This window comes from Acinetobacter sp. MYb10, assembly GCF_002980175.2.
GTDB classification, from domain to species: domain Bacteria; phylum Pseudomonadota; class Gammaproteobacteria; order Pseudomonadales; family Moraxellaceae; genus Acinetobacter; species Acinetobacter guillouiae.
This window is the reverse complement of the sequence record NZ_CP058272.1, coordinates 1809894-1833893: the sequence shown is the minus strand read 5'-3', so window position 1 is coordinate 1833893 and position 24000 is coordinate 1809894. Positions and strand designations below refer to the sequence as shown.

Here is a 24000-nt window from a genome sequence, read left to right as displayed (position 1 = left end):
GTTATAACCAAGAAATGACCAGTTACCACGTAGTAACTAATTGATACTAGATTTCAAAAGTATATCATAAATTAATCAGGTCAATACAACTTCTGCTGATTGATAGCGTTGATCGACCCTTTTATATTTATGAGCGTGATTTTAATGAAAATAACAGATGCGGTCGTTTTTATTACGGGTGCAAATCGTGGTTTAGGTTTGGCACTTGCCCAGCAAGCGATACAACGTGGCGCCAAGAAAGTTTATGCAGGAATGCGTAATCTTCAAGATTTTAATCAACAGGGTATTATTCCGATTGTTGTAGATGTTACAGATCCCGTATCTATTCAAAAAGCTGTTGCGGAATGCGGTGATGTCAATCTATTAATCAACAATGCAGGTATTGCACGCTTAAATGAGAGTCCTGTAGACGCAAATATTGCAGCAGTGACACGGACGGTTTTAGACACCAATCTTTATGGTGTGATCAATACGACTCAGCAATTCTCTCCAATTTTAGCAAGCCAAGCTGAAAGTTATATCGTCAATATTTTATCGGATGTGTCTTGGAAACCCAGTACGATGCTAGCCAGTTATGCGATTTCTAAAGCGGCAGCATGGTCATTTACCAATTCAACTCGGCAATGGTTAGCTAAAGCCAATGTTCATGTGATGGGGGTACATGTCGGTTTTATCGACACAGATTTAACCCAGTCACTCGATATTGCCAAAATTTCACCACATACAGTGGCGCAACACGTATTTGATGGAATTCAACAAAATGCTTTTGAAGTGTTGGTTGGGGAATCTACCCAACAACTCAAACAAGGTCTAACTGCAACCCCTCCAAGTTATATCAAACATTAATATACCTATCATCTAGATCAGAGGACTTATCATGTCAAAAATCGCTGTTGTTTATCATTCAGGTTATGGCCATACCAAAGTCATTGCAGAAACTTTTGCCAATGAAATTCAGGCAACGCTCATCGAAGTAGATCAAGAGGGCAATATTCAAGATCAGGATTGGGACACTTTAGATGCCGCAGATGCAATCGTATTTGGTGCGCCAACTTACATGGGCGGTGTACCTTGGCAATTTAAAAAATTTGCAGATGCATCTTCTAAGCGTTGGTTTACTCGTGCATGGGCAGACAAGGTTTTCGGTGGTTTTACCAACAGCGCAAGTTTAAATGGCGATAAGCAGGTGACATTAATTTCGTTACATACCTTGGCTTCACAACATGGTGGTATTTGGGTCAGTCTTGGTTTGGCACCATCAAACACCAAAAGCGCCACACGTCAGGATGTGAACAGCTTAGGTGGTTCTGTCGGCTTATTGGTTCAATCACCTGCTGATGCCAGTACAGATGAGATTCCAAACGGTGATTTAGAGACTGCAAAACAATATGCAAAACGAATCAAAGCGATTACGGAAAAATTTATTGCAGCATAATTACACTTGATATGACTAAAATAAGAAAGGCGCATAAAGCGCCTTTCTTATTTAATCACACATGCAATAATCAATTATTCATGTTCATTATGTTGTGGTGCAGGGTAGCGGAAACCACGAGTTTTATAGGCTAAATAGGCAACACCTAATACAGCCCATGCAAGCCCGAGTTTTAATGCCATTTCATCAATTTCTAACCACATCAAGAACACGCTGGCAAAACCAAGAGATGGAATCACCACATAATTGATGATTTCTTTCAGTGATTTTGTTCTGCCATCGCGTAAGGCGTAACGTGAAATCACGGAGAAATTCACAAAACTAAAGGCAGTTAAAGCACCAAAGCTAATTAAGTTGACAATATGTTCAAGGTCAAGAAAACCTGCTGATAACGCAACAACACCGACAATCAAAATATTATAAGTCGGGGTATGTAATTTTGGACTAATATGACCAAAAATCTTTTTGTTAATGACGCCATCACGACCCATTACATACATCAAACGGGATACCCCAGCGTGTGCAGAAATACCAGAAGCCAGTACAGCAATGACCGCAAAATACAATACTAACTTTTTAAATGCGATGCCTGTAATTGCCGTTAGAATGGTTGCATTGCCAAGTGCTTCAAGCATCACAGGTTGAGATTCATCCAGCGGATTAAAGTAAAGATTGGCATTACTTGGGAAAAATAGCTGAATAAAATAGGTACTAAAAATAAAGATAATACCCGCGATCAACGCTGTAGAGAAAATTGCTTTTGGTAAGGTTTTTTCAGCATCTTTGGTTTCTTCTGCAAGGGATGATAACGCATCAAAACCTGTGAAAGAGAAACAAAGAATCGTTGCACCACCGATTAACGCACCAATTGCAGTCATTTCACTCCAGAATGGAGCAAGTGACCATAATTCAGCTTTATCTGGGTTTAAGGTGCCATCTGCGTAAATACCCTGAGTTAACAGTAAGTAAACTTCATAAACAAAGTAGAAGATGATCGCAAGTTGCACCACAACAATGGTACTGTTAAATCGAGCAACAAAACGTGAACCAAATAAGTTGATCACAGTCATAATTGCCGTCAGTGCAATGACCCAGATCCAGTTATTCACATCTGGGAATAAGGCTCTTAAGTAAATATCAGCCAAAATGATGTTGACGAGTGGAGATAATAAATAATCTAACCAAGAAGACCAACCAACCATAAAGCCGACATTCGGGTGAATCGATTTTTGCGCATAGGTATAAGCAGACCCTGACGAAGGGTAGCGCTTGATCATATGACCATAACTGATAGAGGTCAGGAGAATGGCAACAAGCGCAAAAATATAAGAAGTTGGAACATGTCCATGGCTTCCGTCGGACACTAAACCAAAGGTATCAAATAAGGTAAGTGGCTGAATATACGCTAGACCAATAATGATAATATGCCACAGCACAAGATTTTTTTTCAGTTTTGCTGTGGATTGAGTCCCAGAGATATCTGTCAACGGCGTTATCCTCTTAATCGTTGATCAAGGATCAGTCATATTTATAAGGATCGTTTGAGACGAACGATCCCCCCTAAGAATAAAACAAAAGTGCGCCAATCTACTCTAAAAGGTCACATTTGTCAGTAACTTTGTTGGCTTTTTTAGCAGAAAACGTGCCATCTTGATCAAAAAATAAGTGACTGCCCATTCTGCAAGATAAAAGCCCGATGTTTAGATAAACATCAGGCTATTTACTATCGGGGGCTGTCAACATTTCATCTGTAGACTACATCACTGCAAACATAGACTTAGTGCCAATAGCTCCCTCTATATTGTCGCAATTTTAGACAATTACCAAGCTTTTTCTAAGATTGACTTTAAATCTTTAAAGGTTGCTTCTTTCGGATTGAAAATGATTGAGCCGTCATTGAGCGCTTTTTCGGCAACTTCATCCAGCTGTGCTTGAGTAACTTTACCTGTTTCACTCAAGGTACGTGGAAGCTTAGTCAAATGATAGACACGATCACGCATGGTATTTAACGTCTCTATGGCCTTATCCGCACGCTGGTTTGCAGGGGTCTGTGCATAAATATCAGCACCAGCAAGTGGCAATAATAGATCGGCAATCTTGTCACCATTCACTTCCTTGTTGTATTCCAAAACATAAGGAAGAAAGAGATTCATACATAAGCCATGAGGCAAATGCGCTACTGCACCTAAAGCATGACCAAGAGAATGTACAATACCAACCATCGAGTTAGAAAATGCAATACCAGCCATTGTTGAGGCTTGAGCAAGTTCTAAGCGACCTGTTGCATCACTAGGATGGTCCAGTACATCAAATAAACTTGTACTGATCTTTTTGATGGCAGCAGTTGCATACGCATCGGAAATTGGATTTGCTGCGATACAGGTATAGGCTTCTACAGCATGTGTCATCGCATCCATCGCTGTCATTGCTGTCAGATGTGGTGGCAATGTTTGGGTCATACGCGGATCGAGAATCGCCGCATGTGGCATTAGGTAATTTGAGGCAAATGCCATTTTCACATTTTTTTGATTGTCTGATACGACCGCAGCCAAGGTCACTTCTGAGCCTGTACCAGACGTGGTAGGAATCACAAAAAATGGTTTAAGTGGGCGAGGGAGGTTGTGTGCACCTGAATACTTAAGTAAATCATCGCCACCCTCAGAGACTAAAATATTGGCTGTTTTAGAGGTATCAATAACTGAGCCACCACCCACAGCAATAATCGCATCACAGTTATTTTCACGATACGCTTGTGCTGCAGCACGAACTGTTTCAAGGCTTGAATCAGGTGGAACATCATCGAAAATAATGCCAATTTCAATATCAGTAGATTCAAATGCAGCTTCAATAGGTGCTAAAAGGTGATTGGCACGCACACCTTTATCGGTGATGATCATTGGGCGTTTAGCGCCTAATGATGCAAGTTCGAAAGGAATATGTTCGAGTGCAGCATGACCAGCGATCACTTTTACAGGACAGAAAAATTCGTAATATGGTTTAGCCATGTGTTAAGCACTCCCTTTTAAATATGATTGGGCAACTTTAAGGTAGATATTTGCAGCGCCCGCTAATTTTTCTTTTAAGCTTAATTCTGATGGATATTCTTTTACCGCGAGTTCAGCAACCAGTTTAGGTAAAATTAATGCTTCCATTTTATTCAGACAACGCACTAAACGGATGGCGTGTGCCACATCTCCATCTGCGATCATACGGTCATTTGCAAAAGCTTGAGCTGTACTTTCCTGAAATGAAAAGACTAAAAAAGCATGATGAACATGTTTGAAAATAATCGATAGATCAGGCTTAGCGTCTAAAGATTTAACCAGTTCAAGCTGCTTGTTTTGATTGACTCTGGCAATAAATGAAGCGCCGTTTGGAAAAACTTTCATTGATAATGTAAAACCAACAGGGAGTACAGATACTTCATGTTTAATTTCATCATCAACTTGACTCGCCATGACCAAACCTCTGCCAATCACATCCATCATGAGTTTGACATAGGCTTGTTCTAAAGCGGGTTTGATAGATTTACTTGAAATCACTCGTTAGTCCCTTATATAAAATTGTACTTTTGTTTTAGAGTAATTACTCTAATTTGTTTTCAGATAAAAATAAAGCGATTTATTTGTGAATGACTTCATGGTCATTTGATTTTTTGTCTATGACTTCAATATCATTAAAGTAACCACTCTGTTGAAAATACTCAATCACATCTTTTGATAGTTGCTCGTAATCAGGGTGGTTTTTAATCAAATCGCTGACACGGACCATTTCTAAACCTGCATAACCACATGGGTTAATGGTATGGAAGCCATCTAAGTTACAATCAATATTTAATGCTAACCCGTGATAACTACGTCCTCTGCGGATTTTAAAGCCCAGTGAACCAATTTTACGTTCGTTGACATAAACACCTGGTGCATCAGCTTTGGCATAGGCATCGACATCATATTTCTTGAGCAGATTGATCATTAAGTTCTCTGCATAAGTGACCAATGTACGCACATTCCATTTCAAGCGATTTAAATCAAACATGAAATAAATCACCATTTGACCAGGACCATGCCAGGTAACTTGTCCACCACGATCTGATTGAACAACAGGGATATCACTGTGCATTAAAATATGTTCAGGTTTGCCGGCTTGACCCTGAGTCAGTACGTCAGGATGTTGCAAAATCCAAAGTTGATCTGGAGAATTTTCATCACGTTGTTCAGTAAAAGATTTCATTTCCTGAAAACGCTCGGCATAAGGCGTTAAGTCTTGATATTGACGAATAATCAGATGTGGTTTTAGAACAGCATCGTTCACAGACAAGTGCCCTTAAAATATAGAAATCGCTTTAATTATAAAGAAATTTAGTTTGGAAAAGTGAAAGCAATTGCTGATCATTTGCAAATAAGCCAGCAGGGCATATTCCCCGATAAAATCAGGGTGCAAAAAAACACGCCATTATGGCGTGTTTTTAATTCATTTCAGCATTACAAGGCAGTACGAATATGTTCGCAAGCAGCAAGGTCAGCATACAAGGCATGCACTTGCTCAAGCTCTTCAAAACGTAATTGAGCCGTAATCGAATGATATTTACCAGTACGTGATGGTTGTACAACAAGTGTCGCTTCATTAAATTCAGGGAAATGTTTTACCAAAATTTCAACTACAGCACCACGTAATTCTTCACCCGCATTACCAATCAATTTAATTGGGTAATCCATTGGAAAAACCCAAAGATCTTCTTGTAATTCGCGAGATGGAGTGCGGTCTAACATTTTTTCACCTCTAATTTATCAACAATGCCTGCATAAGTGCAGGCATTGTGTTTCTCTTAAATACTTAATGGGGTTACTCGATTGATTTTCAAGTCCCGAAAGTATTCATAGATTGAACAAATTCAACTTAGTCATTTTCAAGGAACGAACGTAGATGTTCTGAACGAGAAGGATGACGAAGTTTACGTAAAGCTTTGGCTTCAATCTGACGAATACGTTCACGTGTTACATCAAACTGTTTACCTACTTCTTCCAAAGTGTGGTCAGTCGGCATGTCGATACCAAAACGCATTTTTAAGACTTTCGCTTCACGTTCAGTTAAGTTTTCAAGTACTTCACGTGTTGCTTCTTTTAAGCCTTCTGAAGTCGCAGCATCTACTGGTGAAGTAATGTTGCTGTCTTCAATGAAATCACCAAGATGAGAATCTTCATCATCACCAATTGGCGTTTCCATAGAAATTGGCTCTTTAGCAATCTTAAGCACCTTACGCACTTTAACTTCGTCCATTTCTAGACGTTCACCTAATTCTTCAGGAGTCGGTTCACGACCCATTTCTTGAAGTAATTGGCGAGATACACGGTTGATCTTGTTAATCGTTTCGATCATATGTACAGGGATACGAATCGTACGTGCTTGGTCCGCGATTGAACGAGTAATCGCCTGACGAATCCACCATGTTGCATAGGTCGAAAACTTATAACCACGACGGTATTCAAACTTGTCTACCGCTTTCATCAAACCAATGTTACCTTCTTGAATTAAATCCAAGAATTGTAAACCACGGTTTGTGTATTTTTTCGCAATTGAAATTACCAAACGTAAGTTGGCTTCAACCATTTCTTTCTTGGCACGACGAGCTTTGGCTTCACCAATCGCCATACGTTTAGAAATGTCTTTAATTTCTTTTACGTTTAGATCAAGGTCTTTTTCAATATCCGCAATCTTTTGTTGGAATGCCAATACATCTGGACGAACTTTTTCTAAATAGCCTTTTAGTTCAGCAGGTGCTTTTGCAATTTGTTCATCTAACCAAGCAGGATTTGATTCTTGACCTGGGAATGATGTACGGAACTGTGTACGATCCATACGACCACGACGAACTGCATAACGCATCACTTCACGTTCAGAGGTACGAATTTGTTCATGTGTACCACGAATCATTTCTGAAATGATGTCAAATAAACGCGGCGTAAATTTAAACATCATAAACACAGTTGCCAAAGCTTCCATTGCCTCAGTACCTTGGGTACTGTTACGGCCGTGTTGTGCAATTGCGACTTTTGCACTGTTCCAAACTGCTTCTAGCTCTTCAAAACGCGCTTTCGCGATTTCAGGATCTGGACCAGATTCACCTTCAGAATCGTCATCACTTTCAGACTCTTCTTCTTCGTCTTCATCATCCAACTTCACTTCTTTAGTTGGTTTTGCAGAAGTATCTTCTTCTTCAACGATAACTTCAGCTTCGTCTTCTAAAACTTCTGGAATCACTTCGTCAGATTCAGGATCTAAATAGCCTGATAAAATATCGGCAAGGCGACGTTCGCCAGTTTCATAATCTTTATATTCTTGTAAAACAACTTCTACAGCATTTGGCCAGTATGCAATTGAATGTAGAACGTCACGAATACCTTCTTCAATACGTTTGGCAATACTAATTTCGCCTTCACGTGTTAAAAGTTCAACGGTACCCATTTCACGCATATACATACGTACTGGGTCAGTGGTACGACCTGGCTCATTTTCTACAGAGGCAAGTACTGCAGCAGCTTCTTCTTCTGCAACTTCATCGCCAGCTTCGCTATTCCCTTCGAACATTGCATCGTCAGTTTCAGGTGCACGTTCATGAACTGGAATACCAACGTCTTGAAGCATTTGGATAATGTCTTCAATCTGTTCGCTTTCGGTGATCGAGTCTGGGAGATGATCGTTAACCTCAGCGTAGGTTAAGTAACCTTGTTCTTTGCCTCGGCTAATAAGAGCCGCTACTTGGGAAGTAGGGGAATGCATTTCGCTCATCTTTACTCTCTTCTCGTTGAATCTGTGGCAATGAAAAACCGTGCGTAATTGCACAATCTGTTAAAATATATCTTTGAATAGCTCGCATATTCCATCGGAAGAAATCAGCATAAAACTGTCCGATAAAATATTCAGAATTTAAATTCAATCAAATAGGTGGGGGTGAAATTGTTATTTTCAAGATCATCCCGTGCGATTTCTATTCAGAAAATGTCATAAAATAGTAAGACGCAGGGTGGATTATATCATTACATAAAATAGGGCTCGAAAAAAGCCCAAATTCGCATTTAAATGTAAAAAAAACGGAAAAAACTTGACAAGTTTTCTGAAGACAGATAAATAGCGCCTAGACCCATTCACTTTTTTTCATTATGAGGTAGTTTTAGTGTCTTCTACAGATTTTGAACTAGATGATAACTACGGTGATGATGATGTTAGTTTCGATGAGTCATCAAGCAAAATTAGCGCCAAAGAATCTTTAGAAAAGCGACGTTTGATCGATGATTTACTTGCTCAACGTCGTTTAGAAAAAGATTTAAAAGATTTTGATTATGACATTGATGATGACGATGATTTTGATGACGAAGATTAAAAATTCATTGGGCATGGCGTGGGAAAATGCTATGCTTAAATCTGATACAAATTTACTGGAAACAAAATGAGTGCTTTAGATTTAGACCTACTGAGTGATTATCTAGATGGTGACCAAAATGAATTTGGTCTAGATTTCGCAGCGACTCATGGTTTCTTATGCGCAATTGCGGTTGGTCCTACTTTTGATAAATGGCTTGATGAGCTATTTGATAATAATCAAAAGAAAGTTCCAGCAGAAATCATTGTACAAATCAAAGCATGGCTTGAAGCGATTCGTCAAAACTTAGCCAATGAAGAAGGAATTACATTTCCTTTTGAAATTGAAGAAGCTGATGTTGAATCAAGCTTAGGCGACTGGAGTGTTGGCTTTGTCGATGCAATGTTCCTGAATGAAGAAGCTTGGTTTGCACCAGAATATGAAGATCAAGTTGTTGATCTCACACTACCAATGATGGTGTTCAGTGGTATTGATGATGAAGATCCTCAAATGGAATCTTTCCGCCGCAACGGCCAGTTAATGGACGAGATTGCTGAAGAAATTCCTGAAAATCTAAATGAAATTTATTTGATGTACCACACACCAAATTAATTTGCGCGTATAAAAAAAGCATGCTCACTGAAAAGTGGCATGCTTTTTTTGTTGGTGATTTACGCCAATAGTTAAAACCGTGCAAATAATAGGCTACAACCTAAAATAAACAGTAAAAGGCCAATCACACGATTGATCACCACTTGGCGATCTAAAATTTTATTTCGTATGCGGGGATGTGCACAAAATAACGCAATCAAGCCAAACCAAACAAAATGACTCAACGAAATAAACGCACCATAAGCAAAAAGCTGAATGGTCGAATTTCCTGTAGAAGTCATCAGCTGAGCAAATAAACTGATTACAAATAAAGTTGTTTTGGGATTTAGGCTATTGGTTAAAAAACCATGTTTAAACGCTTGCCAGCTACTGATACCAACACCAATTTCATCCAGTTTTATTTTTGCCTGCGTGAATGTTTTATAGCCAAGATAAATTAAATAAGCAGCGCCAATATATTGAATTGTTTGTAAAAGATAGGGCATATGATTTTTTAAAAAACCCAGGCCAAGTAGGCTATAACCCACATGTATCCAAACACCGCAAGCAATACCTAAAGCAGTGCTTAATCCAATATTTCGACCATATAAATAACTGTTTCGTGTCACGATAGCAAAATCAGCGCCAGGACTTATTACTGCCAAGCAGGTGATTAAGATCACAGCAATCATTTCATTCACTCATGTATCCTTTTTTGCACAGTTTTAATTATTTTTATATTTTTCATATATTTGTATTGGGTTAAAGCGATAATATTTTGATGAAATGCATGATTTTTTGGAATGGATGATGCTTTCCTTTGAATTCACTCAAATTTCTCAATCGGTTGGATGTCTTGATCACATAGAATGTGTGGTGATTTTTTACGATAGCAGTACTGTATTGATTACGATTGGATGATTTCTATACAGTGATGCTATTTATATATTGGACCGTGTTTCAGTTGGTGGGCATTGGTGAAACGGAGAGTATAAGAAAATATAAACAATAGGCTTTTTTTATAAATCCTATTAAAACCCATAAATCAACATATAGCCGCTCTCGTCTTAGTCTTTTCCAAAGGGAGAAGGAACTTTTAATAGCAATACAATTTATTCCAGATGATCATTTTGATTTATGAAAGCTCTAATGTCTTTGTGGTTATTTTTGGAATTTGTTGATTATTTGTCAGACAGCTAATGTTAAGGGCTAATGTTAAGAACACAGAGCTCAGCCGAGCAAGCACAAATTTGCCTGCTCGACTCAATGTACAAAAATAGTGTGTTTTAACTGAATGCGGGTGCACAATAATTTTTAGCGTGCTTTTGATTTTTTATAGAAAAAATAAGCAACTAAAATTAATACAATGACAATGATCACATAGCCCACACGACTAAAAATTTGTTGCATGAGTTCTATATTGTTGCCAAAATAATAACCAACACATGCAAGAAAAGTGGTCCAGATGATAGTCCCTACGCTGCTATAGAGCATAAATTTCCAAAAGGGCATATGACTCATGCCTGCAGGGATACTAATCAAAGAACGAACTGCGGGAACCATTCGCCCAAAGAAAACCACGCGATGTCCATATTTTTCAAACCAATCTAAAGCTTTTTTGACATCTTCAGATTTGATAAAAAGGTATTTACCGTAGCGGTCAACCCAATTAAAAATGCTTTGATTTGGGATTTTTCGACCCACCCAATACAACAACGCGGCAGCAAGCAGTGAACCGAAGCTTCCTGCGATAATTACACCCGATAATAATAATTGACCTTTAGATGCAGCAAACCCAGCTGATGGCATAATCACTTCTGAGGGAATCGGCGGGAAAACATTGTCTAAAAACATCAAAAGAGCAATACCGAAGTAACCAAGTTGCTCCATGATCGAAATAATCCAATCAGTCATTTTATATATAAAAATAGGGCGTTATGAACATGGTATGGTTTTCATTTATCAAAATATAGTGAGAATTTGTTGTGTTGTTAAAATATCTAAATAAAAACCGCAGCCAATGAGCTGCGGTTGAGTGAAGCATTTTAAAATTGATAAAGGTTAGGGTCTGTTGACAATTCGTCTATGTTTGCGACTACACGTGTTTTTTAGGCGATACTAGGCACGAAATATGAAATTTAGTCATTCTAAATGAGTAGTTCGTAACGACGAAGCGACAAAAAACACGCTAGTCCCCCGCTGCGCCTTGCGCTGCAAACAAAGCAGTGCTTTGTTCTTGCTCAGGGTTGTGGTTAAAATTATCTCAGCCTTCGTTATGAAACTCGAAAATAGTCTCGCTATTCTCCATTCATGCTTTACGACGTATACGTCTCATGCTCAATTTTAACCTACAACGTAAGCCATTTATGAAATGCTAACAGCCCCTAAAGACGTTTGCGTTTTGCAGCAGTAATTTGTGATTGACGCATACGGAAACCTTCTTTTTGTTTCTCAGATGTTTTATCAATACAATATTTGCAAGAAACACCATGTTCATAACTTGGTAAATCAGCTTCTTCGGGAACAAGTGGCCAACCACATGCATGACATTTAATATTTTCGCCTTCTTCCATACCATGCGTCACCGCAGTACGACCATCAAATACGAAACATTCACCTTCCCACATACTTTCATCAGCAGGGGTTTCTTCAAGGTATTTTAAAATACCGCCTTTAAGGTGATACACCTCGTTAAAACCTTCTTGAAGCAGTAGCGATGTTGATTTTTCACAACGAATACCGCCTGTACAGAACATCGCAATTTTCTTATCTTTATGCTGTTCAAGTTCTTTTTTTACGTATTCTGGAAATTCACGAAAGGTTTCTGTTTTAGGATCAATCGCGCCTTTAAAAGTACCCGCTTTATATTCATAATCATTACGTGTATCAATCAAAATCACGTCATCACGCGCAATCAGTTCGTTCCATTGTTTTGGATCAAGATAATGTCCAACAAGATCACGAGGTTTCACCTCTACACCTAAAGTTACGATTTCGTTCTTTAGCTTAATCTTCATTTTACGGAATGGCTTTTCATCACTATGTGATTCTTTATATTCCATGCTATTAAAGCCTTGATTCAATAAGAATTGATGAATGACATCAATCGCTTGACGATCGCCAGCAACAGTTCCGTTAATTCCTTCACCTGCAATAATAAGAGTACCGCAAAGGTTGATGGTTTTTACCAAGTCTAAAAGACGTTGTTGAAGATCAGCAGGATCTTGAACTTCTTTGAATTGATAAAGTGCTGCAACAACCCAACCAGAGGTCGCTTGCTGTTCTACAGGTGCAAGCTGTTCTACAGTAGCGTTCATGGAGTACTCCAAATATTTAAGATAGAATAAAATTTAAGGCGCATATTTTAGCGTGATTTACATGAATATGCGAGAAAACCCTAGTCTTTGTAGTGTTTTTTTATTCCCTGAAAAAAATATGGGTTTTTATACTAAATATAGTGCTTTAAAATATTTTATATACCATATATAGTATTGCGAAATGATTATTTCGTGCCAAAAAAGTGTGTCACATCGTTGATGTAAGGAGTAAATTTTGAGTAACGAACGTCGGATACCCACCTTAACGCCATGCGCTGGTCGTTGTTCAACGGTATTTGGTGATTCTGTTTGTCGTGGTTGCCGTCGTTTTAATCATGAAGTGATCCAATGGAATACATATGATTCAGCGCAACGTTTAGCCGTTTGGAAGAGGCTGGATGCACAGCTCGATCAAATTTTAATTCCGATGCTACCTTTTGCCGATTTAAGACATATTGAAGGTTTTATTTTGGGTAAACGTATACGAGTGATGGATTCTGCTTCTAAAGGGCGCAAGTTGTATCATGCATTAAAAATTTGTGAAAAAAATAAACATCTCGCAGAAGAGAGTGGTTTGGGAATTCAAGCGAAACAGGTAAAACCGCTTTGGGATGAGTTTGAACGTCGTGTATTGGCATTGGCCAATGCAAGTTATGATTTTGCATGGTTACGTGCAGACGGTATTCGTCAAAGTATTTTACATTTGGAAGATGTTTAAACTTATTTCTTCAATGATTTATTATTCATCAGCTTGATATTTTGGCTATTTAATTTTAATCAGTGCCACTTATAAAAAATTAAAACAAAAACTGGCGCTGTTATTTCATCGCACTTTAACCAAGAATACCTAATCAATATTAAAAAGCCAGTCCAAAGATTTGAACTGGCTTTTTTACTCTGTCTAAATGTGATGACTTAAAATATTTTCTTAGACATTGTGTTTTAAACGATACTGAACCAATTCTTCAATAGTAATAAGCGTTAAATGATGCGTTTGTGCATATGCTAAAACTTGAATGCCTGAAGCCATTGTTCCATCAGGATTGGTCACTTCGCATAATACACCAGCGGGTTTTAAACCAGCTAAACGTGCCAAATCAATAGAACCTTCTGTATGTCCACGACGGGTTAATACACCACCATTACGACCACGCAATGGAAAGACATGACCGGGGCGATTCAGATCGCTTGCGACAGCACCTGTTTTAATTGCAGCATGAATAGTAGTGGTACGGTCTTTTGCAGAAACGCCTGTTGTTACACCTTGTGCTGCTTCAATGGTGATGGTAAAAGCCGTTTTAAATTGACTTGAATTGTCCTGAACCATCGGTGGGAGTTCAAGGTGATCTGCTAAATCATCGGTAATGGTTAAGCAGACTATACCAGAACCATCACGAATCATACGTGCCATGGTTTCAATATTGAGGGTTTCTGCTGCAACAATTAAATCTGCTTCATTTTCACGATCAAAATCGTCCATGACCAAAACAGGTTTGCCTTGGCGCATATCTTCGATTGCTTGTTCGATACGTTGGTCTGCAGGGGATAGTGCAGAAAAGAAAATTTCGGGTTGAATTAAACTAGACATTGAAACGCTCTCGTAAAGTTAAAATACGGTTGAACATTTCAGGACATTTGAAATAGTGGCGTTACAAAACCTTTTCCAATAGCGAATATTGAAATTTTTAAGCTGTGACGTCGTCTTCTTTCATCCGGACTATACCGTCGGCTTTGGCATTTCACCAAATCTGCGAATCACGATTAAGCGTGATAAGCTCGTGGGCTGTTGGCTCAGGATTGAAAATCCGTCCAATTTACCACCGGTGGGGAATTACACCCCGCCCTGAAGCGATGTGCATTTATTATAGACACTTTTTTACTAAATGGATGCTTTTTTTTAGAATGATCAGTACTATAGATAGAACAATAGTTGCTATAGAAAATAATTAAACTTATACATTTAAAAGAATATTTGTGGTCATAGTGATCAACAAATAGCAAAGCATAAAATAAGGAGACTCAGCTTGATCACGATTCAGCAAGATGTCTATTCATGGCGTAATGATGACTTTGTTAAACACTTACAGGTTTTGGGATTTGCTCTAATTGCAGTCAGTATTTTATATCTGACCGCTGCAAATTGGTTTATGTTGCCTCAGTTTTTTCAATTAGCAATTCCACAACTCTTCTTGTTACTCAGTGCTGTAACAAGTATTTTTTTAGTTCAGCATGATTATTTAGTACAGTGTTTGCATACAATAAGTGGCTTGATGATTGGTTTAAGTTTGGCTGTCATTGGTCAAATTTATCAAACAGGGGCAGATAGTTATTTACTATTTTTAATCTGGTCTATTTTATTACTGCCGTGGTTGTATCGTCCAAATATTGGTGTTTTTACATTGCTCTGTATTGTCAGTCAACTCACCTTATTTTTGTTTTTTAAACAAACATTTTGGGCTGATGAATATCCTGTCACATTTTTATTTAGCTTAAATCTCCTTTCACTATTTCAGTTTTATTTTTGTCTTCGTTGTTATCAAAAGCTGCGTTATCTCTTTGTCTTATGGTTTGGCATTCTTTCAATTTGGCATATGGGGCTATTTTTATATGGTGACAGTAATTTAGCATTAGCCACAGCCATGGTTTTTACATGGATAAACCTTAAGATCGCTTATTTAATTTCTTCATTTTTTCTACTTTCGATTGCGCTACTTTATTTTTATCGAAAAAGAGATCAATTATGCAGTGTGCTTTCAGCAGTAGGTTTAGGGATTACATTTACGCTGGTGATTTTCAAATGGATGAATAGTCTGTTTCGTGAATCCGAAGTGCTCGGATTATTTTCAATTGCACTGGTGGTTTTCGCTTGGTTTGCATTGATTACTTTTTTATTGATTAAGTTTATCCCACAAAACAAATTTAATAATATTCCTATCGCAGTGGGGGCATGGATTGCAGGTGTTTTATTGGCATCATTGATGCTGACATTTTGGGGCAATTTTTCCTTGATCATGGGGGCTATTTTTGTGGTATTGGCTGCCTTTATTTTAAGAAGCAAACAAGCTTTATTTTTAAGACAGTTTGCTTATTGTATATGGGTCGCAGGGCAAAATGCTGTGATTTTCCACACGTTTGAATTAACAGATCAATTCTTTCCAATTTTCTTTATTCAATTTGCCATGCTGTGTCTTAGTTATTTTATTCGCAGCCATTGGTTCTTTATTTTAATTCAACTATTTGCCTTGTATTTATCAGGTATTGCGTTGATTTGGGATTTAAGTGTTCTGCTTGGATTACATCGTTTTGTTGAAAACTTTTCATTTCTGCTCTTGCTGAGTTATGGATTTTATCTGGTAATGATTTGGGTGCATCGTATTCAACCCAGTCAATATCAACGCAGTTTAGCATTGGCGAATTTATTGATTATTCTTTCATCCTTGGGTTTCTATACACTATTTGGACAATATGAATTAGAGAAAATTAGATACCTTCCTATTCTCAGCTTGGGGCTGCCTATTTTATGGTTGGCTTTGTTTATGGTGTTGAGGATTCACAATCAATTTAGCTTGATTGCTCAATTGATTTTATTGGCTTTTGCAGCAGTCCTGATATTTTATGGCTATTTTGAAATTTTTATTTGTATCGCCATACTTTCATGGGCATTGCCACAGCACGATAAGATTGTCTATGGTTTTGCTTTAGTGACTTTGGCGTTAACCTTATGGTTTATTTACTACGCGTTGAATGTCAGCTTCCTTGTTAAAAGTCTAAGTATTTTTAGCTCAGGATTAATTTTATTGGTACTGACTTGGGTGCTGCATAAATTCCAATCAAAAGAGGGAGTAAATACATGAAAAAAATCATTCCTCTTTGTCTTGCTTTAAGCTGTATTGTTCTTTTTCTAGGCATCATTTTTAAGAATGAACAGCATCTGAAGAATAGTCAGAGTATATATGTCCACTTACAACCTGTTGATCCACGTTCGTTAATACAAGGTGATTATATGGTGCTGAGTTATCAACTTTACTTTGCACCGCAAAAGCTAAATCAGGGTGATCAGAACAATGTAGATCCAAGTGATAATGATGAAAATCATATCTTTTCAGGGCATTATTTTGATCAAGTGATTGAAAATAAGCCTTCGGTTACGGCTTATGTTGAATTGGATCAACATAAAAAGGTGGCACATACTTATTTTGAAAAGCCTAAAGATGCGCAAACTGTTAAATTGATTTTGAAAAACCCTGATAATCGGCATAGATCACTTTATCCTGCATCCAATAGCTTTTTATTTGCAGAAGGCTTAGCTGAATGTTATCAGCAAGCAACGTATGCTGAGTTTAAGGTGGATCAGCAGGGCAATGCGATTCTTGCATCTTTACGAGGAGAGCATTTACAAGATTTGGGCTGTGAAGCAAAGCGGAGTTGGTTGGACGGTTTTAGTTCTGAAAGAACTGAATAATTGAAGTCTAAATTATTCACTATAACGGATACTTGCTAAGGCAACATCGAATAATATGCATGAAATAAGTGTTTTGAATAAATGGTGGATTAAGTCAGTTTGAATTTAGTCTTATTGGTTTTCATAGCCATAATATGTATGGATAGTCGTTGTGAAAGATAACCAGATCAAATTTTCCCATATGATTATTTTTCTAATATTATTTATTTTTGTTTTATCTACATTTTATTCAGGTCGCTTGAATAAGTCATATTCAAATAGTCCAGAAATAATCAATTTTAGAGGAATTAAAAATAAGTATTTTATCCAATATTCTCCAGAATTTATTCCATCACTGATTAGGCCTGGCAACGCATCTGCTTCAATACGGATACATCGAGATAATTTGTCTAGTGAAGAAATGACACGGATACAACAACAACTTGTTTCTGATGGCTGGAGAAGAATAAAGGATGAAGGTAGGTATTTTCAATATTGTTTAAATAAGACACAAATATTAAATATTGGATCTCCTGTCACTTTGAAAAAGAGAAGTGGTGAAATTATTCAGAATGATAAGGTTAACTCATGGATTATTAGTCTGTATTATAATGATAATGGTGTAAATAGCTGTTATTGAAAAGAATTAAGTGAAATAGACATAAAAAACCCGCATCATTGCGGGTCTTGAATCATCTGCGTGCAATTATGCAACTTGAACAGGGATACAGTTTGCTGTGTGATTTACTGTATTGTCTGGATTTGCATATACAAGACGTGGTTTATGCGCATCAGCTTCAGCATTGGTAAAATCGCCAAATGTGGCAATAATCATTAAATCACCAACATCAGCTTGAAGTGCAGCGCCACCATTGACTGAAATGATGCCTGAACCTTCTTCACCACGAATCGCATAGGTTGTAAAGCGCTTACCATTAGTCACGTTCCACATATGAATTTCTTCATATTCACGGATACCAGCTAAATCCAAAAGAATACCGTCGATTGCACAAGAACCTTCATAATGTAATTCTGCTTGTGTAACAACACAACGATGGATTTTTGCTTTTAATAAACGAGATAGCATGATTTGCGTCTCCAGAGTAGCCCTTACAATTGTTATCTTGTGTTGAATCAACAATTTTCAATGGGGGGATGCATTTGAAAGCGCATTTTGCTCTTAAAAATGAATCATGGCAAGAAAAATTGTTGAACAAAGAACATAAAATTTAGGTTTAAATTATGCTTTATAAGCATTGATTTGATTCATTGCTTGCTGAATCTCACCATTAACCAATAATTTTGTTTTGCCTAAAGCATGGTGTATTGCATCATCCATTAAAGTCTGTTCACTGCTTGGTGCTTTACCAAGTACATGTCCTGAAACTTTTTCTTTAGCGCCGGGATGACCAATGCCAATACGTAAGCGATGAAAATTAGAACCAATATGAGGAACAATGTCACGTAGACCATTGTGACCACCATGTCCACCGCCAGTTTTTAAACGAATGACGCCCGGATTCATATCCAGTTCATCATGAGCGATGAGAATTTCTTCTGGTTTAATTTGGTAGAATTTTGCAAAGGGAACAACACTTTGACCAGAAAGGTTCATAAATGTTGTGGGCAATAGTAGACGAACATCTTGTCCTTCAATATTACCACGACCACTGATTCCTTTATATTTTGAATCAGTTTTTAATGTAATACCATATTGTTCTGCAAGGCGTTCGACGAACCAAAAGCCTGCATTATGGCGGGTTTGGGCATATTCAGAACCTGGATTACCCAAACCAATAATCAGTGAAAGTTTACTCACTCATTTACACCATTTAACACTTATGCGCGTTTAAAGTCAGCGTGCATTGGAGTGTTTTTAGCTGGGTGACGTTGTAAAGCTTGGATTTTAACGCTTTCAACTTTACCTTCGATGTTAAGATCAATAACTTCTTCAAAGAAAGAGTTATTTTCTAAAGCTTTAACAAGCTCGCGAAGTTCTAAAGTAACCGCTACAGGTTCAGCAGAACCACCATAGATGATTGCTGGAACTTTATTTTGAAGACGAAGGCGGCGGCTCGAACCTTTCCCTTGAACTGCTTCTTCACGTGCTACTGCATTTAATACGAAGTTTGCCATGATGACATTTCCTCATTGAGTGTAATTGACTGAACTTTCGACCAGCCCAGTGATATAAAGCCCTACCAAAGAGTAGGGCTTTGAAAATTTGGCGCTATTATAGATAAGAATCGAACATTGCGCTAATAGATTCTTCGTTGTTAATACGACGAATTGTTTCAGCAACCATACTTGCTACTGAAACTTGGCGAATCTTACCAAGTTTTAATGCTTCATCTGAAAGTGGAATTGTGTCAGTAACAACCAATTCATCAATTACAGATTTACTTAAATTTTCGAGTGCTTTACCTGAAAGTACAGGGTGCGTTGCATAAGCAACCACTTTACGAGCACCAAAAGTTTTTAGTGCATCGGCAGCTTTACACAAAGTACCAGCTGTATCAACCATGTCATCAACAATCACACAGTCACGATCACGTACATCACCAATCAAATGCATCACTTGTGATTCATTGGCTTTTTGACGACGTTTATCAATGATTGCAAGGTCGATATCACCCATTTGTTTTGCAACAGCACGTGCACGAACTACACCACCAACGTCAGGTGAAACCACCATCAAGTTATGATGTTGTTGTTGACGTAAGTCAGCAAGCAAAGCAGGTGTACCGTAGATGTTATCTACAGGAATATCAAAGAAACCTTGGATTTGGTCAGCATGCAAGTCGATCATTACAACACGGTCAATACCCACAGTGGTGAGCATGTCTGCTACAACTTTTGCAGTAATTGGAACACGAGTTGAACGAGGACGACGGTCTTGGCGTGCATAACCGAAGTATGGAATTACAGCAGTAATACGACCAGCACTTGCACGACGCAAAGCATCTGCCATTACTAAGATTTCCATAAGGTTATCATTCGTAGGGGCACAAGTGGGCTGTACGATAAACACGTCTTTACCACGCACATTTTCAGTAATTTCGACAGTGATTTCACCATCAGAAAATTTACCTACAGCAGCAGCTCCCAGAGGGATGTGCAAATGGCTAACGACTTTTTGGGCGAATTGTGGATGCGCAGTTCCACTAAAAACGACAAGATTGGGCATGAAGCACCCTTGGCGGTTGGCAGATTTGAATTAGATGGCAGGGGCGGCTGGATTCGAACCAACGGATGCCGAGATCAAAACCCGGTGCCTTACCACTTGGCGACGCCCCTAATGCGGCAGAATTTTAGTGTTTTTGCATGTCTCTGTCAAGGTAAATCAACATTAAATACAAATTACTACGTTCTGTCTTTTTTGAGAAAATGGCAGGGGCGGCTGGATTCGAACCAACGGATGCCGAGATCAAAACCCGGTGCCTTACCACTTGGCGACGCCCCTAATTTGATGTTGTATTTAATGGCAGGGGCGGCTGGATTCGAACCAACGGATGCCGAGATCAAAACCCGGTGCCTTACCACTTGGCGACGCCCCTAAAATACAACGATCTACAGATGAAAAATGATGGCAGGGGCGGCTGGATTCGAACCAACGGATGCCGAGATCAAAACCCGGTGCCTTACCACTTGGCGACGCCCCTATCATTACACTGTAAAATGAGTGAGTGGTGATTCATTCAAACTGTTGACCAAATAGGCTTTGCAGGGTGAATGATTTAAAACATCATCAATCTTCATTTGTTCAGTGACTTCAACAAAAACACAAGCACCTGTACCTGTAAGCTTTGCTGTACCGAACTGATCTAAATACTGCATTGCTTCATCAACTTCAGGATATAAATTTCTTGCCAGTGGCTCAAAATCATTTCTAAAATTGGATGGCTTTAGCTGATAGGCGCAAAATTTAGTAGGCTTCGTATCTCTTGTCAATGTTTTTTGCGAAAAAAGTCGTTGAGTGCTGATAAAACAATCAGGTTTTAACACAATGTATTGTTTTTGATCTAAGTCTATGAATGTTAAGTGTTCACCTATACCTTCTGCCCAAGCATTACGACCATGAACAAAGATTGGAACATCTGCACCCAATTTAACCCCAAGCTCAGCCAGTTGTTCAGTATTTAAACCGCACTGCCAAAGTTGATTGACCACAATCAATGTGGTGGCAGCATTGGAAGAACCACCACCTAGACCTGCACCCATTGGAATATTCTTTTCGATACGAATTTTTAAACCAGTCGGCTGTGTAGCATAAGGTTTTAAAATTTGAATCGCTTTATAGATCAGATTATGTTCCAAATCGACGTTACTCAAACCTTCAAGACTGATTTCTGCTTGAGAATGTTCTGTTTGGATGAATTCTAACCAGTCATACAAATCAATCAGCTGAAAAATACTTTGCAACTCGTGATAGCCATTTTCACGACGACCTGTGATATGCAAAAACAAATTTAATTTTGCTGGAGAGGGAACACGAATCATAGCTTTCATTGTCTAAGGTCTAGATTTAGCGGTTTTGAATCACCATTGTAATACGATTTTCCTGACCAGATTCAAGTTGTTGTTTTAAAATCAGCTTATTGGGCAAGCTCGCTTGATTGTTATAACTAAAATCTACAGTCCAGCCATCTTCAATGATTTGAGCAATACGTTGAGTATTATCTCGGGTGATTTGTGCATTTTCAGTGGCAGGGTAAGCTTGAACCCAATCGACAATATGCGTAATAGGTGCAGTCCAGCCTGTGGCTTTTTCAAGCAGCTCTTCTGGTGTTTCAGCCGAAATCGAACCTGTTTTAGCGCTGTTTAGGGTAACTTCTCCAGATTTTCCTTCAATAATAGTTTTGCCAATACCTAAGATCCCATTCAACTGGATGTTAAAATCTTGTTGGTCTTGTGTCCATGTGTAGAACGCACTGCCAGACTGTTTTGGTGTTTTCACCCCAATTTTCCCTTCAAGATTAAATTGATTTGACGGTTTTTGCAGGGGCGTTGTGGCATCTGTCGGTGCTGTAAGCGTTGGTGTGGTTTGTGCTGGCTTGACGACTTGTTGACAACCTGTGAGTGTAAAAGCGGTTACAGCAGTTAGGGTGCAAAAGATCTGTGGAATGTGACGCATACAAGTCATTAACTCTTTTTAATATGTTGCGGTAATATTAATGAATCTAATTGATTTAATTGAGGATCATTTGGATGATTTTGTTTGAGTTGTTGTAACACTTCATTAAATTGAGCTAAGGCACCTTGCATATACAAAGATTTTGCATACCGAATACCAATGTTTACACTATGACTCAAATTATAAGCTTTCGATAAAATGTTTGAGGCGGCATCAAAATCATTTTGCAAGAATGTGATATATCCCAGCGTATCTAAAATCGAGGCCTGATCTGGTGCAGAATCTAAGGCATGTTCAGCATACTTTCGCGCTTCATCTAAACGTCTATTTTGTAGTGCAAGCGTATAGGCATAAGCATTTAAATAAGCAGGATTATTTGGCTCTAAAGTTAAGAGTTGTTTCAATGCTTTATCAAGTAAATCACGATCTTCAAATGGATCAAGAAGCAGTATTTCTGAATAGAGAATTTCAGGATCATCAGGCAAGTTCTTCACTGCTTCAGTGAGTAATCTCAGCGCTGCTTTTTTATTGCCCATGCGTTTTAAAATTTCGGCTTGAGCCTGATATAAGAAACTTGCATGTTGTGGATAATTGACACGTTCTTGGGTTAAAAACCGCAAAGCATCATTCATCTTGTCTTGTCTTTCAAAAATCGAGACCAGATTACGGCGTGAAACCGTATATAAGTTCCCATCAACCAAACGATAATAGGCTTTTGCTGTTTCATCATTTTGCTTTCGTTCAGCATTTACTGCCAAATAAAAATATGCTTCGTTTTGATAACGTGACGAGTAGCGTAACTCCACTAAATACTGTTCAGCTTGATCCAGCTTTTTTAAATCAATCGCAGTTAAACCTGCAATAAATAGGGCTTCTTCAGCATCTGGCCAAGCTTGAATAATCGATTCTAATTTGCTTAAGGCCAATTCAGATTGATGAATCTTGATCAGATATTTGACTTCTGCCAGACGGATATCATAGTTGTACTTGTTTTTACGACTGCTTCGATCATACCAATTTAAAGTCGCTTCTTGGTCACCCAAAGCCTCTAATAAATTGGCTTTCATCAGAATAAAGCCAGTCACTTTTGAACGTTTTTTTAACGCCTTATTGACGGTTTTTAAGGCTTGTTCGATCTCATCGTTTTGTGCTTCCAAACCCGCAATTAGAATTAAAACAGAAGGATTATTTTTTTCTTTACTTGCTCTCAGTGTACTGAGCAGATTTTGACGATCTACTTCTGATTCTGGTGCAATTCCTTCTAAAATCTTTTCTAAATCAGCGTTGGGGTCAATATTGAGAATACTGTCCAGAGTCTCCGCTGCAAGTTCATATTCATGTGATTTGAGCGCGATATGTGCCAAATAAAATTTTGCAGGAACGTCTTCAGGTTCTTGTACAACCCAATGGGTGGCAATGTCTAAAGCTGCTTTTAAATCGTTTTGTTCAATTGCAACATTCAAGGCACGTTGCTTAATGGTGGTTGAATTACTACGAATTGCGAGCACAGTATAATTGTGTAAAGCAGTTGCAGTATCATTATAAGCTAATGAAAATTCAGCAATAATACTTTGTTTTAATGCATTAGTATTATATTTAGCATGATAAAATTCTCCAGATGCTCTAATATGAGCACTAGAAGCCATGCTACCAACCAGTAAGAATGTGGTAGAATATTGCTTAATTGTCATGCCGCTTAAGCGGTTGTTTATTTGACGCAATTTT

The 24000-nt window shown here is 38.2% G+C and carries 25 protein-coding genes, 4 tRNA genes and 1 riboswitch; of the genes, 8 read left to right on the top strand and 21 right to left on the bottom strand.

Going from position 1 to position 24000, the window contains the following annotated elements; all coding sequences use genetic code 11:
- Positions 1-144: 144 nt before the first annotated feature.
- Positions 145-846 carry an SDR family NAD(P)-dependent oxidoreductase gene (locus tag CQZ96_RS08555; RefSeq protein ID WP_105713105.1) on the top strand — a complete coding sequence of 234 codons (702 nt, stop codon included), beginning with the start codon at positions 145-147 and terminating at the stop codon, positions 844-846.
- A gap of 31 nt (positions 847-877) precedes the next feature.
- Positions 878-1435 (top strand): flavodoxin family protein, encoded by a 558-nt coding sequence (locus CQZ96_RS08550; RefSeq protein WP_105713104.1) that lies wholly within the window; start codon positions 878-880, stop codon positions 1433-1435.
- Between the two features lie 74 nt (positions 1436-1509).
- Here CQZ96_RS08550 and CQZ96_RS08545 read toward each other — a convergent pair whose 3' ends face one another.
- The 6 genes from CQZ96_RS08545 to rpoD form a co-directional block, all read right to left on the bottom strand.
- Positions 1510-2922 (bottom strand): APC family permease, encoded by a 1413-nt coding sequence (locus CQZ96_RS08545; protein ID WP_004722537.1) that lies wholly within the window; start codon positions 2920-2922, stop codon positions 1510-1512.
- A gap of 333 nt (positions 2923-3255) precedes the next feature.
- Positions 3256-4440 (bottom strand): iron-containing alcohol dehydrogenase, encoded by a 1185-nt coding sequence (locus tag CQZ96_RS08540; RefSeq protein WP_004722536.1) that lies wholly within the window; start codon positions 4438-4440, stop codon positions 3256-3258.
- Positions 4441-4443: 3 nt separating this feature from the next.
- Positions 4444-4977: a hypothetical protein gene (locus tag CQZ96_RS08535; RefSeq protein WP_004722534.1), complete on the bottom strand. Its 534-nt coding sequence runs from the start codon at positions 4975-4977 to the stop codon at positions 4444-4446.
- Between the two features lie 79 nt (positions 4978-5056).
- Positions 5057-5746, bottom strand: coding sequence for a lipoyl(octanoyl) transferase LipB (gene lipB, locus CQZ96_RS08530; RefSeq protein WP_105713103.1), 690 nt, complete (start codon positions 5744-5746; stop codon positions 5057-5059).
- 170 nt (positions 5747-5916) lie between these two features.
- A complete protein-coding gene (locus CQZ96_RS08525) occupies positions 5917-6204 on the bottom strand; it encodes a YbeD family protein (RefSeq protein ID WP_004722529.1) in 288 nt (95 codons plus the stop codon).
- A 127-nt stretch (positions 6205-6331) separates the two neighbouring features.
- The gene (gene rpoD / locus CQZ96_RS08520) at positions 6332-8275 is read right to left on the bottom strand and encodes an RNA polymerase sigma factor RpoD (protein ID WP_267313594.1); all 1944 of its coding nucleotides are present in this window, start codon (positions 8273-8275) and stop codon (positions 6332-6334) included.
- Between the two features lie 331 nt (positions 8276-8606).
- Between rpoD and CQZ96_RS08515 the strand changes: the two genes are divergently transcribed.
- Positions 8607-8813: a PA3496 family putative envelope integrity protein gene (locus CQZ96_RS08515; RefSeq protein ID WP_004722524.1), complete on the top strand. Its 207-nt coding sequence runs from the start codon at positions 8607-8609 to the stop codon at positions 8811-8813.
- 66 nt (positions 8814-8879) lie between these two features.
- Complete coding sequence (locus tag CQZ96_RS08510; protein ID WP_004722523.1) at positions 8880-9404, top strand: YecA family protein; 525 nt, start codon at positions 8880-8882, stop codon at positions 9402-9404.
- 71 nt (positions 9405-9475) lie between these two features.
- Here the strand turns inward: CQZ96_RS08510 and CQZ96_RS08505 are convergent, their stop codons facing one another.
- The 3 genes from CQZ96_RS08505 to CQZ96_RS08495 form a co-directional block, all read right to left on the bottom strand.
- Positions 9476-10084: a LysE family translocator gene (locus CQZ96_RS08505; protein WP_056514375.1), complete on the bottom strand. Its 609-nt coding sequence runs from the start codon at positions 10082-10084 to the stop codon at positions 9476-9478.
- A 613-nt stretch (positions 10085-10697) separates the two neighbouring features.
- Positions 10698-11273, bottom strand: coding sequence for a DedA family protein (locus CQZ96_RS08500; protein ID WP_004722518.1), 576 nt, complete (start codon positions 11271-11273; stop codon positions 10698-10700).
- Positions 11274-11767: 494 nt separating this feature from the next.
- Positions 11768-12700, bottom strand: a complete 933-nt coding sequence (locus CQZ96_RS08495; RefSeq protein WP_105713102.1) for a rhodanese-related sulfurtransferase — start codon at positions 12698-12700, stop codon at positions 11768-11770.
- Between the two features lie 235 nt (positions 12701-12935).
- On the opposite strand from CQZ96_RS08495, the gene CQZ96_RS08490 reads away from it, so the two are divergent.
- Positions 12936-13418 carry a DUF1289 domain-containing protein gene (locus tag CQZ96_RS08490; RefSeq protein ID WP_004722515.1) on the top strand — a complete coding sequence of 161 codons (483 nt, stop codon included), beginning with the start codon at positions 12936-12938 and terminating at the stop codon, positions 13416-13418.
- Between the two features lie 210 nt (positions 13419-13628).
- Here CQZ96_RS08490 and ribB read toward each other — a convergent pair whose 3' ends face one another.
- The gene (ribB, locus tag CQZ96_RS08485) at positions 13629-14288 is read right to left on the bottom strand and encodes a 3,4-dihydroxy-2-butanone-4-phosphate synthase (protein ID WP_056514369.1); all 660 of its coding nucleotides are present in this window, start codon (positions 14286-14288) and stop codon (positions 13629-13631) included.
- A 108-nt stretch (positions 14289-14396) separates the two neighbouring features.
- Positions 14397-14554, bottom strand: a riboswitch (FMN riboswitch).
- A gap of 170 nt (positions 14555-14724) precedes the next feature.
- Here ribB and CQZ96_RS08480 point away from each other — a divergent pair.
- The 3 genes from CQZ96_RS08480 (at position 14725) to CQZ96_RS08470 (ending at position 17781) form a co-directional block, all read left to right on the top strand.
- Positions 14725-16554, top strand: coding sequence for a DUF2157 domain-containing protein (locus tag CQZ96_RS08480; protein WP_004722510.1), 1830 nt, complete (start codon positions 14725-14727; stop codon positions 16552-16554).
- Positions 16551-17162 (top strand): GDYXXLXY domain-containing protein, encoded by a 612-nt coding sequence (locus CQZ96_RS08475; RefSeq protein WP_004722508.1) that lies wholly within the window; start codon positions 16551-16553, stop codon positions 17160-17162. Before CQZ96_RS08480 ends, CQZ96_RS08475 begins: the two co-directional genes overlap by 4 nt.
- Positions 17163-17313: 151 nt before the next feature.
- Positions 17314-17781 (top strand): hypothetical protein, encoded by a 468-nt coding sequence (locus CQZ96_RS08470; RefSeq protein ID WP_004722506.1) that lies wholly within the window; start codon positions 17314-17316, stop codon positions 17779-17781.
- 66 nt (positions 17782-17847) lie between these two features.
- Here CQZ96_RS08470 and panD read toward each other — a convergent pair whose 3' ends face one another.
- The 11 genes from panD to CQZ96_RS08415 form a co-directional block, all read right to left on the bottom strand.
- Complete coding sequence (panD, locus tag CQZ96_RS08465) at positions 17848-18228, bottom strand: aspartate 1-decarboxylase (RefSeq protein ID WP_004722504.1); 381 nt, start codon at positions 18226-18228, stop codon at positions 17848-17850.
- A 153-nt stretch (positions 18229-18381) separates the two neighbouring features.
- Positions 18382-18960 carry an aminoacyl-tRNA hydrolase gene (pth, locus tag CQZ96_RS08460; protein WP_004722502.1) on the bottom strand — a complete coding sequence of 193 codons (579 nt, stop codon included), beginning with the start codon at positions 18958-18960 and terminating at the stop codon, positions 18382-18384.
- Between the two features lie 20 nt (positions 18961-18980).
- Positions 18981-19277: a 50S ribosomal protein L25 gene (gene rplY, locus CQZ96_RS08455; protein WP_004722499.1), complete on the bottom strand. Its 297-nt coding sequence runs from the start codon at positions 19275-19277 to the stop codon at positions 18981-18983.
- A gap of 97 nt (positions 19278-19374) precedes the next feature.
- Complete coding sequence (locus CQZ96_RS08450) at positions 19375-20328, bottom strand: ribose-phosphate pyrophosphokinase (RefSeq protein ID WP_004722497.1); 954 nt, start codon at positions 20326-20328, stop codon at positions 19375-19377.
- A 35-nt stretch (positions 20329-20363) separates the two neighbouring features.
- Positions 20364-20438 (bottom strand) — tRNA-Gln (locus CQZ96_RS08445).
- Positions 20439-20529: 91 nt separating this feature from the next.
- A tRNA-Gln gene (locus CQZ96_RS08440) sits at positions 20530-20604 on the bottom strand.
- 19 nt (positions 20605-20623) lie between these two features.
- Positions 20624-20698: transfer RNA gene (locus CQZ96_RS08435), tRNA-Gln, on the bottom strand.
- Positions 20699-20728: 30 nt separating this feature from the next.
- Positions 20729-20803, bottom strand: a tRNA-Gln gene (locus tag CQZ96_RS08430).
- 4 nt (positions 20804-20807) lie between these two features.
- A complete protein-coding gene (ispE, locus tag CQZ96_RS08425; protein WP_016539189.1) occupies positions 20808-21641 on the bottom strand; it encodes a 4-(cytidine 5'-diphospho)-2-C-methyl-D-erythritol kinase in 834 nt (277 codons plus the stop codon).
- A gap of 25 nt (positions 21642-21666) precedes the next feature.
- A complete protein-coding gene (gene lolB, locus CQZ96_RS08420; protein WP_004722492.1) occupies positions 21667-22275 on the bottom strand; it encodes a lipoprotein insertase outer membrane protein LolB in 609 nt (202 codons plus the stop codon).
- A gap of 8 nt (positions 22276-22283) precedes the next feature.
- Positions 22284-23966 (bottom strand): tetratricopeptide repeat protein, encoded by a 1683-nt coding sequence (locus tag CQZ96_RS08415; protein WP_004722489.1) that lies wholly within the window; start codon positions 23964-23966, stop codon positions 22284-22286.
- Positions 23967-24000: the final 34 nt, after the last annotated feature.

Bases quoted from the DNA above. Each gene is read 5' to 3' on its own strand.
- ribB (WP_056514369.1), bottom strand. From the start codon at position 14,288: ATGTCTAGTTTAATTCAACCCGAAATTTTCTTTTCTGCACTATCCCCT.
- CQZ96_RS08450 (WP_004722497.1), bottom strand. From the start codon at position 20,328: ATGCCCAATCTTGTCGTTTTTAGTGGAACTGCGCATCCACAATTCGCC.
- ispE (WP_016539189.1), bottom strand. From the start codon at position 21,641: ATGATTCGTGTTCCCTCTCCAGCAAAATTAAATTTGTTTTTGCATATC.
- CQZ96_RS08525 (WP_004722529.1), bottom strand. From the start codon at position 6,204: ATGTTAGACCGCACTCCATCTCGCGAATTACAAGAAGATCTTTGGGTT.
- lolB (WP_004722492.1), bottom strand. From the start codon at position 22,275: ATGCGTCACATTCCACAGATCTTTTGCACCCTAACTGCTGTAACCGCT.
- CQZ96_RS08500 (WP_004722518.1), bottom strand. From the start codon at position 11,273: ATGGAGCAACTTGGTTACTTCGGTATTGCTCTTTTGATGTTTTTAGAC.
- CQZ96_RS08540 (WP_004722536.1), bottom strand. From the start codon at position 4,440: ATGGCTAAACCATATTACGAATTTTTCTGTCCTGTAAAAGTGATCGCT.
- CQZ96_RS08555 (WP_105713105.1), top strand. From the start codon at position 145: ATGAAAATAACAGATGCGGTCGTTTTTATTACGGGTGCAAATCGTGGT.
- CQZ96_RS08495 (WP_105713102.1), bottom strand. From the start codon at position 12,700: ATGAACGCTACTGTAGAACAGCTTGCACCTGTAGAACAGCAAGCGACC.
- CQZ96_RS08475 (WP_004722508.1), top strand. From the start codon at position 16,551: ATGAAAAAAATCATTCCTCTTTGTCTTGCTTTAAGCTGTATTGTTCTT.
- CQZ96_RS08510 (WP_004722523.1), top strand. From the start codon at position 8,880: ATGAGTGCTTTAGATTTAGACCTACTGAGTGATTATCTAGATGGTGAC.
- CQZ96_RS08415 (WP_004722489.1), bottom strand. From the start codon at position 23,966: ATGACAATTAAGCAATATTCTACCACATTCTTACTGGTTGGTAGCATG.
- rplY (WP_004722499.1), bottom strand. From the start codon at position 19,277: ATGGCAAACTTCGTATTAAATGCAGTAGCACGTGAAGAAGCAGTTCAA.
- CQZ96_RS08550 (WP_105713104.1), top strand. From the start codon at position 878: ATGTCAAAAATCGCTGTTGTTTATCATTCAGGTTATGGCCATACCAAA.
- panD (WP_004722504.1), bottom strand. From the start codon at position 18,228: ATGCTATCTCGTTTATTAAAAGCAAAAATCCATCGTTGTGTTGTTACA.